The organism is Desulfitobacterium nosdiversum (assembly GCF_049860565.1).
GTDB lineage: Bacteria > Bacillota > Desulfitobacteriia > Desulfitobacteriales > Desulfitobacteriaceae > Desulfitobacterium_A > Desulfitobacterium_A nosdiversum.
In genome coordinates this window covers 1,112,097-1,126,710 of sequence record NZ_CP172056.1, presented here as the reverse complement: position 1 = coordinate 1,126,710, position 14,614 = coordinate 1,112,097, and the positions used below count along the sequence as shown (strand labels likewise).

Sequence of the window (14,614 nt, the reverse complement as noted above, 5' to 3'; positions counted from 1 at the left end):
TCCGTTCACTCCGGGCGCTTCGCAGATCCAGCCTAAGGCACTGACTCCTTATTTGGGGTCGCGGGTCCCCGCCAAAATCGCCATCCTTGGCTCTGTTGGCGGTTGCGCACGTCCTATGCGCAACCCTTTGCTTTTAAGAAGTCGGCACTGCCTAAGGCTGGCTACTGCTCGCTTTAGTCGTTCTCTCCTGTAAATCAAAATCCACATCCAGGCATTTCTCGCTGGTAATTACTTGCATTCGCAGCCTATGGTACAGAATGTACCATGCTGCCTCCTGAGTCATGAAAGTCGTTCATGCAAGAGGACCTAAGAAGCGACCCAGAGAGTTGCGAGTACAGATGCGGAGGCCTTTAAGCGAGCAGTCAGCAAACTCGGCTCAGACTGCGCTTGCATCAGCGGGGCGTGCCCATGGATGGGCACGGGCGCCAACAGAGCCAAGGATGGCGATTCTGGCGCCGAACCCCGCATCATTCATAGAGCAGTTTGAGCCGTTAGTTTGCTCTGCGAGCGCCCGGCCGGAGCAGCTGTAATCGCAACTCTCCCCAGATACATTCTTACTCCTCAACGAGCGGGAATACTACTGGCTCCTTCGTTTCCTGACATTTATAAATCGCAAGAATAATCTCTAACGCCTTACGCCCTTCTTCGCCAGGGATAGCCGGCATCCGATCTTCAAGGATGGCTTGAATCATATCGCTGATAACCTCACGATGCCCAAAGCCGTAAACTGTCGGAGGATCGCTTTCTTGGCTGGCAAAAATCTGCTTCTTCTCCTCTTCGCTCTCAGGGAATTCCCAGGTCTCGATTCGATTGACCGCAATTCCGCCGATTATAACCGAACCCGTTGAACCAAATACGTTTAAGGTCTCTTCGATATTTTTAGGATAGATTGTTGAAGCAGCTTCAATCAGACCAATTGCACCGCTTTTGAACTTAATGACAGCGCCGCCGACGTCTTCCATCTCAATTTTGCGCATAGCTGTAGTTGTATACCCAAATACGGATTCAACCGGTCCAAACGTCCATTGGAGTAAGTCAATATTATGGATCGATTGGTTCATCAGCACGCCGCCGTCTTGAAGTTTTGTACCGCGCCAAGAAGCCTGGGCGTAGTAATTATCATCCCGATTCCAGCGTACTGTAGCTTGTCCATGAGTCATTTTGCCGAAGCGGCCTTCTTCTAATGCCTTGCGCATCAGTTTTACAGACTTGTTAAACCGATTTTGATGAATGACTTCGAGCTTAACACCATTATCCTTACAGGTTTTGATCAGTTCGTCAGCACTTTTTAGAGTCATCGCCATCGGTTTTTCAACCATGACGTGCTTTCCGGATTTCGCCGCAGCGATTCCAATCGGCGCATGTAAATCGGAGGAAGTCGCAATGGTCACGACTTCAATGTCTTCCTTGGCTAACATTTCTTCATAAGAGGTATAGGGTTTAGCCCCATACTTATCAGCAAATGCTTGAGCTTTTTCCGGAATGATATCACAAACAGCGACGAGTTCAGCTTCAGGTAAAGCAACAATTGATTCTGCATGCTTCGGAGCAATCCGTCCACAGCCAATAATAGCAAAACGTACTTTCTTATCCATAATTCTTTCTCTCCCTCAAAAATAAGTATTCAAATCTAAAAAATTGTTAATTAACAGCTATTTAACTCTTTATTTTTTTAGCCACGTCTTAGAACCATTATACATAAGGCTTATTATTAGGCAAAGGGGAATCTCCCGATTCCCCTCTTCATTTATTCTTTTGTAATTGCTTTTCGGTTATACTGCCGGATCAGATCTTTACGATCTTTTCACGATTATTTTTAACATTCTTTGTTGCATTCCGTGTATCCACTACAAGCTGCGCCTTCTCAACAATATGTTCATAATCAAGGGCACTATGTCCTGTTAGGATAAGAACACAATCCGCCGTACTCAGAGCTTCATCTGTCAGCTCAATGCTGTCCATATGCACTGTGCTGCCGCCATGAGGTTCGATCGCAGGCACGAACGGATCGTGGTAAACGATGTCTGCGCCGTTTCTTCGGAGAAGTTCCATAACTTTAAGAGCAGGCGACTCACGAACGTCATCAATATCATTTTTATAGGCTACTCCGAGCACAAGAACTTTGGCATCTTTTAAACTCTTATTCTCATTATTCAATGCACGGACCACTTTATCAATAACGTGATAAGATGCTTCGATATTTACTTCACCCGCCAGTTCAATAAAGCGAGTATGGAAATCATACTCCCGTGCTTTCCAAGTAAGATAGAATGGATCAATCGGAATGCAGTGGCCGCCAACACCAGGCCCTGGCCAGAAGGTTTGAATACCAAAGGGTTTTGTCCCTGCGGCCTCAACAACTTCCCAAATGTCCAGTCCCATCCTGTCACAAAGAAGCATTAGCTCATTAACCATAGCGATATTTACCGCACGATACGTATTTTCAAAGACTTTGGTCAGCTCTGCTGCAGCAGGCGAGGACACCGGAACAACATTAATAATCGTTTGTGAATAGAAGGTATAAGCGATCTCCAAGCAAATTGGAGTTACACCGCCGCAAACTTTTGAGGTATTTTTGGTCGAAAAGCGTTTATTTCCCGGATCAACACGCTCAGGCGAAAAAGCGAGAAAGAAGTCCTTCCCAACTTTTAAACCGCTCTCTTCTAAGAGGGGCAAAATAACCTCCTGAGTCGTCCCCGGATAGGTCGTGCTCTCTAAGGTTATGAGTTGTCCGGGACGCAGCCGTTTCACAATATCTTTGGCAGCTGATTCCATATAAGAAATATCCGGATCACGGGTAACGGTAAGCGGAGTAGGTACACAAATGACAACGACATCACATTCCTTCAATTGGTCAAAATCCGTCGTCGCAGTAAGAATTCCTTTTTGCGCAAGTTCTTGAAGTTCGACATCCTTAACATCCCCGATATAATTATCACCTGCATTGACCCGAGCAACCTTTTTGGCATCAAGATCAAAACCGATCACTTTAAATCCAACTTTACCTTTTTCAACAGCAAGCGGCAACCCAACATAACCAAGGCCAATGACCCCAACAACTGCAGTACGGTTTAAAATTTTTTCTTTAAGGTTCTTGGCGAGAACATCCTCCTCGGTAATTACCTCTTTAAGTTCTAGCATTTTATTTCCTCCTTATTGGTTGGCAACAGATTTTGCAGCTTGTTTTCTAAATCCCGGAATGACTTTTTGAAGCAACTGAACAACCTCATCTTTAGAAAGGTAGGTGCCCCGCTCGCGTACAGTATGAATAATATCTTCGAGCTTTTCCGGTTCAACAGGATGCGGCTTCGCGACAAAGATTCGTTTATGCTTCGTAGCCGTTGTTCCTTCCTCCGCCGTAAGCAATTCTTCGTATAGCTTTTCACCCGGTCGCATACCCGTAAATTTAATGGGTATATCCACATCAGGTTCAAATCCCGACAATCGAATCAGGTCACGGGCCAGATCTAAAATCTTAACAGGTTTACCCATATCAAGGATAAATATTTCTCCTCCCTGGGCCATCGCTCCAGCCTGAATGACCAGCTGTGAAGCCTCAGGAATGGTCATAAAGAATCGTACCATTTCAGGATGAGTTACCGTAACCGGACCGCCCTTGGCAATCTGCTTTTTGAAGGTCGGTATAACGCTTCCCCGGCTTCCTAAAACATTTCCAAAGCGTACTGCGACAAATTTTGTTTTGGAACGCTTGTCCATCGTTTGGATAATCATTTCCGTTACGCGCTTTGTCGCACCCATGACGCTTGTCGGATTCACGGCTTTATCTGTAGAAATAAGAACAAAGGTTTTAACATGTACGGCATCTGCCGCTTCTGCTAAATTATAGGAACCGACGATATTATTTTTCAAAGCCTCTTCCGGATTCTTTTCCATTAAAGGAACGTGTTTATGGGCTGCTGCGTGGAAAACAACCCCCGGCCGATACCGTTCAAAGATAAGCTGAATCTTATCCCTATCCTTGATATCCACAATTTCTGTTGCCAGGTCAATTCCAGGATGTTCCGTCCGAAGTTCTTGTTCGATGTCGAAAACAGTGTTTTCGCCATGTCCTAAAATTACAAGTTTCCCCGGATTAAACTTCATAACCTGACGGCAGATTTCCGAACCGATTGAGCCTCCGCCTCCTGTTACAAAAACCGTTTCACCGCTTAAATAACTGGCGACTTCCTCGAGATCAACTACGACTTGTTCACGTCCGAGCAAGTCTTCTACTTGCACTTCCCGAATTCCCTTGGTATCAATTTTACCGCTTAGCAAATCAAAAACACCGGGCAAAATTTTTAAATCCACTCCGGATTTCTCCGTAATTTGAACAATCTCACGAATAACATCACCGGACGCCGAAGGCATCGCAATGACTACTTCATCAATGTTATGATTATTAACCACGCGCGGAATATCTTTATGCGTGCCCAATACAGGAATCCCCATGAGCTGAAGCCTTTGTTTCTGCGGATCATCATCAATGAATCCGACGGGCCGACCCTCATGGTAATTCCGATTTTTCAATTCTCGCACAGCTACTACGCCTGCATCCCCTGCTCCAACGATAAGTACTTGTTTCTGCGAGCCTGGAACGTGAGGTGTAAAAAGATTCTCCTGTAAAATCCGCCACATAAAGCGTGAGCCCCCTACGAAGAACAGCGTGGTAAACCAGAGCAGCGCTGCAACTGAATGAGGGAAGCGCATCGGTGCCAGGAAATAAACAAGAGTGACCGTTCCTGCTGTTCCTACCGTCACCGCGAAAAGGATTAAAAGAAGTTCCCCTGTGCTGGCATACTGCCAAAGCCTTTTGTACAATCCAAAAACATAAAAAACAACCAAATACGTAAGCGCTGCAACCCAAGCTGAATGGGTCAACGTCAAAGAATATTCGGGAGGTATATTTCCTTCAAATTTAATATAGAAGCTTAAAAATACAGCGAGATTGACAAGTACGGCATCAATTGCTAATAACATCAGTGTTCTTTTACGTAACAACATGAATTTTAGTCCCTTCTTCAATTTGAGGGAATAGTCAAAATCCCTTTAAATACTTCAGAACAAATCACCGTTTTACAGTTTACTATAGTTTTTACCGTTTTACAACAGGACATGTACTCCCCCTTCACAGGTTCAGAGACCTTTGAGCTCGCTTTCGAGTTCCAGAGGAATAGCGCCGGTTCCGCCCAATACATAAAATTCAGGTATTGTAATGGGACTAGAGGAGGAATTACCCGATACCGACGTAAGACTCTGAAGCTTTCCTTTGATCCATGTTTTCAGCGTTGGGAATTCATTTATTGAATCCTTCGGAAGAAGAATGACTGTCGAATTTTGGTGTGCTGCTAAAGCAGCGCCGGCAAGAGCATCCGGAAAATCTTCACCCGTAGCAAACGTTAGCTTTTGAATATTCCCTTGAAATTCCTGAGCAACAGCAGTCATCGTATCATAACGGCTTGCTCCTGAAAGGCGCTTAACCTGCGAAGAAGATATCCCTAATTCTTTGAAGAGTGCCTGCTCAATCTTTGACGATATAACTCCTTCGCCTCCCACGATGTAAACTTTACTTGGATGAATACGCTTTAGTGCTTCCAAACTTTCTGTCGGTAACTCCTGTGGGGCAGTTAAAAGAATAGGCATCCTTTTTCCTCCCGCAATCGAAGCAATGCTTAACGCATCCGGAAAATTGTCTCCTGTGGCAAGAACTGCAGCAGGAGTGTTTTGCAGTGAGAACGTTTGAGGCAGTGTTGCAAGGGAAATGTTTCCTTTGTTTATTAAGGACGACAGGCTCGTTGCTGACGAAGCTAAGGCTATGCTCGCAGCTGTCCCATAGCGGCTTTCGCCGCTGATACGAATGATATTCCCCTGACCCCATCCATTTTGTTGCAGTGCAGTTATCACTTCAGTCCCAATCGCGCCCGTTCCGCCAAGGAGATAAATATTTTGAGGATGAAGTGTCTTAATGGCGGTTATAACCCTTTGATCGAGCTCCTTAGGAGAAGTGAGCAGGATAGGAGCATTTAATTGAGCCGCTAAGGGAACGCCTGCTAACGCATCAGGAAAATCATCGGCGCGGGCAAGGATAACTGAAGCAGCACCTTGTGTCCACCCTTTTTGTGCTTGTTTTATTGCTGTATCTATTCGATCCATCCCTTGGAGGCGTGTCCAAGAAGGGATTACTTGAGTCGTCTTCCCTGAAGATATATCTCCTAAATGAAAAGGTTGAGGTGTTGTCCACTGCACTGCCGCTTGAGGTACCCCCGTCGCGGGTAAGGAGCTCGTCGGAATGCGTGTAATCGTGACCGCCTGGATATAACGAGACAACCAAGAGGGCGGATTAGCAACTACGTTTAATAAGCGATCCTGATAAACCGGAAGAGAATTGCCGGCGGCACTCCCTGCGGGATTCGATAAAGGCGCTCCGGTACTGCCTTGTGTAGTAGAAGTGCTTCCTGAAGTCGTTTGTGAACTCGCTTCATTGGGATTATTTTTCCCCGACCATATATTATAGGCCCAAAGAGCGAAGTACCAGTTTTCTAATTTATTACGGTCGCCATCTCCGATTTTAGGCACAAATGCCCATTTTTCATTAAGAAGATCCGCCCCCCATCGAATATTAAAATCGATATCTGTCTTTAGTTTTTGGATCGTATCCAGATCGCTATCATTATAGGTTGCGACTTGCATAATCCCTATCGCCGGGTGAACAGTTCTGCTCATGAGGGGATTTCCCTGGCTGTCAAATTGCCTCCATGTGCTTTCCTGATAAGCAATCGCTTTCAAAAGAACACTCGGAATCTGTTTTTCCTTAGCAATCATCTCAAGTTTCTGGTTGATAATATCCGTGGAAGGGTTAGTCTGAGGTCATAGTTGTTCCTGTCGGACTTGATGAATCCGCAGTTGCTGCCCAGAGCAAGCTTGAACCGTTAGATCCTTGAACGATCAGCAAAGTACTCAGCAAAAGGCTAATCCCTAATTTTATATATCTTCTGCTTGTCTTTTTCTTTTTCAACTAAAAAACCTCCTCAGCCGGGGCTAATTCCTCCTATTTCAACATCTTTGTTAAAGTTTCCTGCTCCATTTCCTTGGCAATTGCTGAGATAAATAAAAATAGGCCTTTAGCCTTACATTAAGGCTAAAAGACCTATTTTTAGAGAAGTAATTATCATCAATGAATTAAGTAATTACTCGAGTGGAGTTTCTCCTGAGATCAGCCAACGTGCATTGGATTGAATTAAATTGACTCGGATATGAACAAGATGTTCTGTTTTCTCACCTTGCGATGTATCCTCTCCTAGTCTATAGTCCTGAGCCGTATAGCGATATGTTGCTACAAGTGTTGCTGAGGATACAGTAGCAGATTCAACTTTAACTTCATCAAAGCGAAGATCGCTGACATCCATTCCAACGCCCTGAGTTATATATCCTTCCGCCTGACGTGCGTGTTTTTCGTAGAGATCCCCAACATAAGCTTTTGACAAACTGGAACGAAATTTAATCATATCGGCAGCCTTCCACGCTCCAAAAAAGTACCCTATATCTTGCTTATAATCTCCAATAATTTTTTGTGCAAGTTCGTTAGGCACGGAAGAGGATCCATTATTCCCTGTCGCACTTTCTTCCCCTGAAGCTGAAGCGGGTAAACTTGAATTTCCATTTAAATCAGGGCTTGGATTCAATATATTTTGACTTGCTGTATTAGAATTCGTTGTATTGGAATTTAGAGGATCAGTATTTGCAGCATCGGACTTAACCGTACTGCTAACCATTTGAGCTTCTTTCCCTATCCCCAATTTCGTCAATAGAGGGTTACCCGTTGATGGTGTTGTTGCAGCGGCATAGCCTACAATTCCAATAACCATACCCATTCCTAACGTTATAGATCCTATGAGCCAATTAATCTTACGCATAAAAACAAAAATCTCCTTTACCTTTAATGGATATAAAATTTCTATTAGATCTATCATTACCCACTAAAAGAGATTTTAGACACAAGCAAATAAAAAAGTAAAACCTGTCCTTTTGGGCAGGCTTTACTCCGGCGCTCAAACGCGATGAGCTTAAAATTGTTTTCCTTATTCAATTTTTCTTGCCTAGGCCTATTTTGCGCGCAGCCTATCTCCAAATATAAATTCATTTCAGTGTTCTTGAAAAAGTTCAAGATTCTTATCCGTCCAATTTCATTCCTCTCAGTCGGATATTTATTTAGTAGGAAGCAGTTCTTTCTTAAGGTCTGTCTGTTCGATTTCTCCATAAGGAGGGCCCTTCACAAGGGCTGTTTTCTGCTCCTTGTCTTCCGGTCTTAGGAGCTCAGACCGCTCTATTCAGTTTTAATGATTCTATCTTGATTTCCTGATTATATGTGCGGTTGCCCTTCTTCACTCCGGCTTCAAATCCTTACTCTTTGAACATTAAGCCCTGATTCATTGCGCAATCCTTGCCTGCAAATATTCCTGGATACCCTTCCCGCATATCTTAGACGAGCTTGGATTCGTTACCGTTTGGTGGCAAAGGGAGTTGCGCCATATATCTTCGCGCTGGAATCGTTCCGCATAAGATGCGCGTCAAGATCATGAACCTCTTGGTGGAATTGTTCAATACGCACCTTGTCTTTCGTATTGAATGCGTCCATTCCACGATTAAGCATAACCTCAAGATAATTCGTAAAGGCTGAAGCTTTATTTGCTCCGCTTTCTTTCTTCAACTGACTTTCCAAAACTTTTTTATGAAAAACGATGTACTTTTCAATATCCTGCTCGTTCATTTGCGGCCCGGCATTTGGACCAAACAGATATCCATCGACATATTGATGAATATTCCAAGCAGTACTAAACACAAGATCCCTTGTGTTGTCACTGAGCCCGCTTTCCCCGAAAAATCCCTCGATTGACGGGGCAAGCGATATTTCTTTCGTGTCAGGCTCTTTATATTTCTTTGGCCCTGAAACATCTCCTTGCGGAGTAACATTAATACCCGGCGGATTCGTTACTGAAGCCGCTGGACTTGCTCCTGGCGATCCGGACTTCGCTGAAGAATTGCCATTAGCGCCACCTTGGGTCGCATTAGCATTATCCACAGGTGGCGTCTGGACAACGACTTGATCGCCTGAAGCAGTCTTATTCATAAAGACCTTCCAGGCACTCGGTCCATAAATTCCGCCGACAACGACAGCACCGGCCAGAACGAGAGTTCCTGCCAGAGTGAGCACTTTCCTTTGGTCAAATTCCATGAATCTCCCTCCTTTAAATTTGAAATATTATTTCACCCATATATTACCAATTACTTGAGGGAAATCGTGTCACTTTTCCTGAATTATATGAACCTTTTTCCGTCCCGAGCTTGTCCAATCTGTCATAGAGTGCCCTTGTATTCCCTATCTTCGTGCAAATTAAACAGCATTCAAGAAAAAAAGAAAGAGAAAAGTTTGCTTTTCGATTAAGAAAAGAAGCTTTTCTCCTGAAAATATGTGTGGAAATTCAGTTGAATATTAAGAATTTCTCTGGGGGAGGTGGATTTTGATTTACATCCGTTCACTCCGGACGCTTCGCAGATCCAGCCTAAGGCACTGACTCCTTATTTGGGGTCGCGGGTCCCCGCCAAAATCGTCTCCTGACTCTGTTGGCGGTTGCGCACATCCTATGCGCAACCCTTTGCTTTCGTGAAGTCGTCACTGCCTAAGGCTGGTAGCTGCTTGCTTTAGTCGTTCACTCTTGTAAATCAAAATCCACTTCCGGGTATTTCTTGCTTATAAAGCTTGAATCAGCGGCCTTGGGTGCAGAATGCGCACGCCGCCTCCAGAACTATGAAGCAAGACATGCAAGAGGGACCGATGAAGCGACCTAGAGAGTTGCGAGTACAGATGCGGAGGCCTTTAAGCGAGCAGCCAGCAAACTCGGCTCAAACTGCGCTTGCATCAGCGGGGCGTGCCCATGGATGGGCACGGGCGCCAACAGAGGCAGGACGCCGATTCTGGCGCCGAACCCCGCCCGCATTCATCCGGCAGTTTGAGCCGTTAGTTTGCTCTGCGAGCGCCCGGCCGGAGCAGCTGTAATCGCAACTCTCCCCAGATGCCTGCATTCATGCGTCTCTAATTTCTAAGATAAGTTCGTATTCACCAAATTCCTAAGATAAGTCGTCAAATCCTCAGACAGTTCTTTTCGGCGCAAAGCATATTCAATTGTAGCCTGCACAAACCCCAGCTTATCGCCAACGTCATATCTTTGCCCCTCAAAATCGTAGGCTAAGATCTCCTGAATCTTCCCAAGTTCCTGAATACCGTCGGTAAGTTGGATTTCTCCTCCCTTACCGGGCTGAAGGCGTTCAAGTATATCAAAAATTTCCGGATTTAAAAGATAACGCCCCATAATCGCCAAGCGAGATTGCGGTGCATCTTCAGGCTGCGGTTTTTCTACAAAATCATTTGCACGATATAATCGATCCCCAAATTGGGTACCGTCAACGATTCCGTACTTTGATGTCTCCTCAAGCGGAACTTTCTGAACACCTACCATGCTTGCTCCATAGCGTTCATAGTGATTAAGCATTTGACGAAGGCACGGAACTTCCGAATATATGACGTCATCCCCCAGAAGAACAGCGAAAGGCTCATCTCCGATAAATTTACGGGCACAATAAATTGCATGACCCAAGCCTAGTGCTTCCTTCTGGCGGACATAGTAAATATCGACTAAACGGGCGATGTCTTGAACCATATCCAGCAGATCTTCTTTTCCGCCTTTTTCAAGGAAGCTCTCTAATTCGACGGATCGATCGAAATGATCTTCAATAGCACGTTTGTTGCGTCCTGTAACAATTATAATATCTTCTATACCTGAACTAACCGCTTCTTCTACTATGTATTGAATTGTAGGTTTGTCAACAATCGGCAGCATTTCTTTAGGTTGGGCTTTTGTTGCCGGTAAAAAGCGAGTACCTAAACCGGCGGCCGGAATAACAGCTTTTCGGATTCTCCGCATCATTAATTCTCTCCTCACTACAATTTACTTTTTAGTATATCATATTTAATTGAGTATCCCGAAAAATGTATATGATGCTATAAGCTTCATCCATACTAAAACAAGTTAAATTTTATCCATTTATATACTAGAGGTGAAGTTTATATGATGGAGGTCCGTATTTCTTCATTATCACGTCATCGCGGAGTACGCTTTCTGATTTATGGCTTTCTTGGGTTAACCCTAGAAGTTATATATACCGGCCTTGCTTCTCTTCTTCGAGGGGATTGGAGCATGCATGGTTTTACATTTTTAGTAATGTTGCCAATCTACGGTTTAGCCGTCTTCCTCGAACCTATTCATCATAAAATCAAATTCCAGCCATGGTGGATTAGAGGTTTTATCTACCTTACGCTTATCTGGGGTATAGAATATCTAAGCGGCTGGATCTTGAGTCTTATTCTCGGCTCCTGCCCCTGGGTTTATCGCGATCCTTTGAATATCAACGGCTGGATTACATTACGAATGGCACCCGAATGGTTTCTGGCAGGTTTAGGATTTGAGATCATTCATGATAGCCTAGAGGCCTAGCGGCTTACGTACATAAAAGAAGGCTGCTCCAGTTTACCTAAATTGGACAGCCTTCTCAATATTTACGTTACTCTATATACGTTACCTTATTTCTTTTCTTCCAGATCAGCAATCTTTTCGAAAACTTCATCAATAAGGCCATATTCTTTGGCCTCATCAGCAGTCATATAATGGTCGCGGTCTGTATCTGCAGCAATTCTTTCAATCGATTGACCCGTGCGTTCTGCCAAAATTCGGTTCATTCTTTCCCGTACATAGAGCAAGTGCTTAGCATGGATTTCAACTTCCGTAGCTTGCCCGGAAATTCCTTGACCGCCGATCAGAGGTTGGTGAATTAAAATTTCGGAATTCGGCAAGGCACTTCTTTTTCCTTTTGCCCCGGCTGCCAAAAGGAAAGCTCCCATACTAGCAGCTAACCCGATACAAATCGTATGCACATCAGGACGAATATACTGCATTGTATCATAGATCGCCATTCCTGCACTAATTGATCCTCCAGGACTATTAATATAAAGGAATATATCTTTTTCCGGATCCTCTGCTTCTAGGAATAAAAGCTGAGCAACAACAAGATTGGCAACATCATCATCAATTGCCCCTCCAAGAAAGATAATACGATCCTTCAGCAGTCTGGAATAAATATCATAAGACCGCTCTCCACGATTGGTTTGTTCAATGACCATTGGTACTAGATACCCCATAATGAATCCTCCTTAATCCCATTTAGTATACTTTTACTCTGGCATATTTCTATATCCTTTCCTGATAATCCTATTTTAGTACAAAGGTCAGTTAAGGTCAAATGGTTTTATTTATTTCATTTCTAATTTTAAACCTTTAACTTTCCCTTTTACTCTATGCAGAACTTAAAGAGGTCAGTCCGGCAACATAAATTTACCATTTTTTCACAGGCAAAAAAAGGATATTTCGTTCTTCGTGGAGAACTAAATATTATTTCCACTACTTTGCTCGATGGAGGCGTTAAAAATGCAATTTGTTTTAAAACCCGTCAATCACAGATTTAAAGGCGGAGAATTCGCCTCCCAGGATTATTTTGATCATCAGGGAAATCTTCTTGTCGGCAAAGGGCAGGTAGTGACTCCTTCACTTGCTTCTTATTTTAATCGTCAGCCCGTTAATAGTCTTTATTATGAATGGCCGGATGCTGCGAACCCAATCACAGAACATCCCGACTCTTCTATACTCATTAACTATCCACGAATTTCGCCCTGGCTTTCACGCATTTTTCTCGAAATGGATCTTTTTAAACCCCAACTGATGCTTAAAGCCATTTCATTTATTGATACTCTTCTAGAGCATTTATTCGTTCATCCGGGAATTTCTTCTGACTTCAAACTATTATACACATCAGACAGCGTGACCTACCGGCATTCCATTAACGTCGCTTTTCTTTCTTTTATGATTGGAAAAGAGTTTAATTACAAGGGAGAAAAGTTACGCCGACTTGTTTTCGGTGCCTTGCTCCACGATATTGGCAAGTTAAATTTACCGGATAAAATCCTAAACAAGCCCGAAGCACTTACCTTAGAAGAATTCAAAATCATACAGTCCCATCCCACACTCGGTGTACAGCGAACTACTGGGCTTATTTTACCGGAAAGTGTTATCTCTACAATTCTTCAGCACCATGAACGTTGGAACGGAACTGGTTATCCACAGGGTTTAGCTAATCACGAAATTTCACCCTCTGCTCAAATCGTGGCAGTTGCTGACGTCTATGAAGCTTTGATTACCGATCGGCCTTATCATGCCGGACTTCCACCCTATCACGCAATCGAAATCCTGCTTAAAGGCTCCGAAACGCATTTCTCGCCAGAGGTAATAGAGACTTTCTTACATACGATTCAATTCTACCCTGCTGATTCGCTAGTCACCTTAAACAGCGGTGAAACTGGAATTGTTCTTCATTATTCATATCCCAATCTCACCCGTCCTCGAATTCGAATCATAATGGATGCTGGGGGAATTCCGGTAGAACGTGAATGGATTGTTGATCTTCTCCAAGACAATTCACGTTACATCCTATCCGTAAAATACAACAGAGCTGGATAACCTTAAGATATTATAAAGCATTAGCTAAATCGGTAAGTTTCCCTCCAACTTCCCTCACGCCTTCAACCATTTGTGCTATCTCCTCAGTATGTTTCACTTGTTCTTGATTAATATTCCCGTTCTGCGATACCCCCTTCGTAATTTCTCCAATCGTTAACCGGAATTCACTCAGTATTTCCTGAATGTTATTGGCAGAGGCATTTGATTCTTCTGCGAGTTTGCGAACCTCTCCAGCCACAACCGAAAAACCGCGACCGTATTCTCCCGCCCGAGCAGCTTCAATTGCAGCATTGAGTCCTAACAGATTAGTCTGGTCAGCAACTCGATGGATAAAGCTTAAAACCTCCTCCGTCTTTTTCACCTGTTCATGTCCTTTATCGGCTTTCACTGAAACCTCTTGACTGATGGCTGCAGCTTCCTGAGAAGAGGCTACCATCTCTTCAATGGCAGCAGCAGCTTGCTCGATTGCCCCATTGAGGCTGATTACTTGATCTTGAATTAATTTTTTGAGTTCTTCCTCTTTTACTGTTGTCACGACCATTCCTGCAGCAACATTAGCGATGGGTGTAATGATATCAAGAGGACCGGCTATACCAAAACTGCCAATTTTCTCGCCGCTTTGCTTAATGGCTAAACTAAATCCTTCCTTAAGTTTGCCACCCGATTTTTCGGCATCCTCGGCAGTCACCACTGCCGTATCTTTTTCTGTTGTCAGGATATTCCGACTGCCTGTATGAACTACACCGACCCGTGCCCTTGCCGAATCAGCAATAATCGTCCCCGAATGATTACAGACAATACTGTGATAGCCGCACTCCTGATAAATGAAATCCACGATTTTATTGGCGACTTGTGACGAAATCTCCATTCAAAATCCTCCTCATTAAATTCTTCATCTTGCTAAAGGATTAAAGCATCAATCTTAGATAAAGGGGTGTAAGCCTTATGGCTTACACCCCTTTATCCCCTGGCAATATGATAGGCTAGTCCAG

At 43.9% G+C, this 14,614-nt stretch carries 12 protein-coding genes; 2 read left to right on the top strand and 10 right to left on the bottom strand.

Annotated features, from left to right (window positions below; translation table 11 throughout):
• Nucleotides 1–554: 554 nt before the first annotated feature.
• The 8 genes from ACHOLT_RS05460 to galU all read right to left on the bottom strand — a co-directional run bounded on the left by ACHOLT_RS05460 (nt 555) and on the right by galU (nt 10,979).
• Entirely contained in the window at nt 555–1,595 is a 1,041-nt protein-coding gene (locus tag ACHOLT_RS05460) for a Gfo/Idh/MocA family protein (RefSeq protein WP_425806318.1), read from the bottom strand.
• Between the two features lie 190 nt (nt 1,596–1,785).
• On the bottom strand, nt 1,786–3,141 hold the full coding sequence (locus ACHOLT_RS05455) for a nucleotide sugar dehydrogenase (protein WP_425806317.1): 1,356 nt from the start codon (nt 3,139–3,141) through the stop codon (nt 1,786–1,788).
• 12 nt (nt 3,142–3,153) lie between these two features.
• Nucleotides 3,154–5,004, bottom strand: coding sequence for a polysaccharide biosynthesis protein (locus tag ACHOLT_RS05450; protein ID WP_425806316.1), 1,851 nt, complete (start codon nt 5,002–5,004; stop codon nt 3,154–3,156).
• A 132-nt stretch (nt 5,005–5,136) separates the two neighbouring features.
• Nucleotides 5,137–6,822: a cell wall-binding repeat-containing protein gene (locus tag ACHOLT_RS05445; RefSeq protein WP_425806315.1), complete on the bottom strand. Its 1,686-nt coding sequence runs from the start codon at nt 6,820–6,822 to the stop codon at nt 5,137–5,139.
• A gap of 34 nt (nt 6,823–6,856) precedes the next feature.
• Nucleotides 6,857–7,015 carry a hypothetical protein gene (locus ACHOLT_RS05440; protein WP_425806313.1) on the bottom strand — a complete coding sequence of 53 codons (159 nt, stop codon included), beginning with the start codon at nt 7,013–7,015 and terminating at the stop codon, nt 6,857–6,859.
• Nucleotides 7,016–7,187: 172 nt separating this feature from the next.
• Nucleotides 7,188–7,913: a hypothetical protein gene (locus ACHOLT_RS05435; RefSeq protein ID WP_425806312.1), complete on the bottom strand. Its 726-nt coding sequence runs from the start codon at nt 7,911–7,913 to the stop codon at nt 7,188–7,190.
• Between the two features lie 584 nt (nt 7,914–8,497).
• Complete coding sequence (locus ACHOLT_RS05430; protein ID WP_425806311.1) at nt 8,498–9,232, bottom strand: hypothetical protein; 735 nt, start codon at nt 9,230–9,232, stop codon at nt 8,498–8,500.
• An 865-nt stretch (nt 9,233–10,097) separates the two neighbouring features.
• Nucleotides 10,098–10,979: a UTP--glucose-1-phosphate uridylyltransferase GalU gene (gene galU, locus ACHOLT_RS05425; RefSeq protein WP_425807904.1), complete on the bottom strand. Its 882-nt coding sequence runs from the start codon at nt 10,977–10,979 to the stop codon at nt 10,098–10,100.
• Nucleotides 10,980–11,123: 144 nt separating this feature from the next.
• Here galU and ACHOLT_RS05420 point away from each other — a divergent pair, with 144 nt between their 5' ends.
• Nucleotides 11,124–11,549 carry a putative ABC transporter permease gene (locus ACHOLT_RS05420; RefSeq protein WP_425806309.1) on the top strand — a complete coding sequence of 142 codons (426 nt, stop codon included), beginning with the start codon at nt 11,124–11,126 and terminating at the stop codon, nt 11,547–11,549.
• 86 nt (nt 11,550–11,635) lie between these two features.
• Here the strand turns inward: ACHOLT_RS05420 and clpP are convergent, their stop codons facing one another.
• Nucleotides 11,636–12,250: an ATP-dependent Clp endopeptidase proteolytic subunit ClpP gene (gene clpP / locus ACHOLT_RS05415; protein ID WP_425806307.1), complete on the bottom strand. Its 615-nt coding sequence runs from the start codon at nt 12,248–12,250 to the stop codon at nt 11,636–11,638.
• Nucleotides 12,251–12,536: 286 nt separating this feature from the next.
• Here clpP and ACHOLT_RS05410 point away from each other — a divergent pair, with 286 nt between their 5' ends.
• On the top strand, nt 12,537–13,622 hold the full coding sequence (locus tag ACHOLT_RS05410) for an HD-GYP domain-containing protein (protein WP_425806306.1): 1,086 nt from the start codon (nt 12,537–12,539) through the stop codon (nt 13,620–13,622).
• 10 nt (nt 13,623–13,632) lie between these two features.
• Here the strand turns inward: ACHOLT_RS05410 and ACHOLT_RS05405 are convergent, their stop codons facing one another.
• Nucleotides 13,633–14,490, bottom strand: a complete 858-nt coding sequence (locus tag ACHOLT_RS05405; protein WP_425806305.1) for a methyl-accepting chemotaxis protein — start codon at nt 14,488–14,490, stop codon at nt 13,633–13,635.
• Between the last annotated feature and the right edge of the window lie 124 nt (nt 14,491–14,614).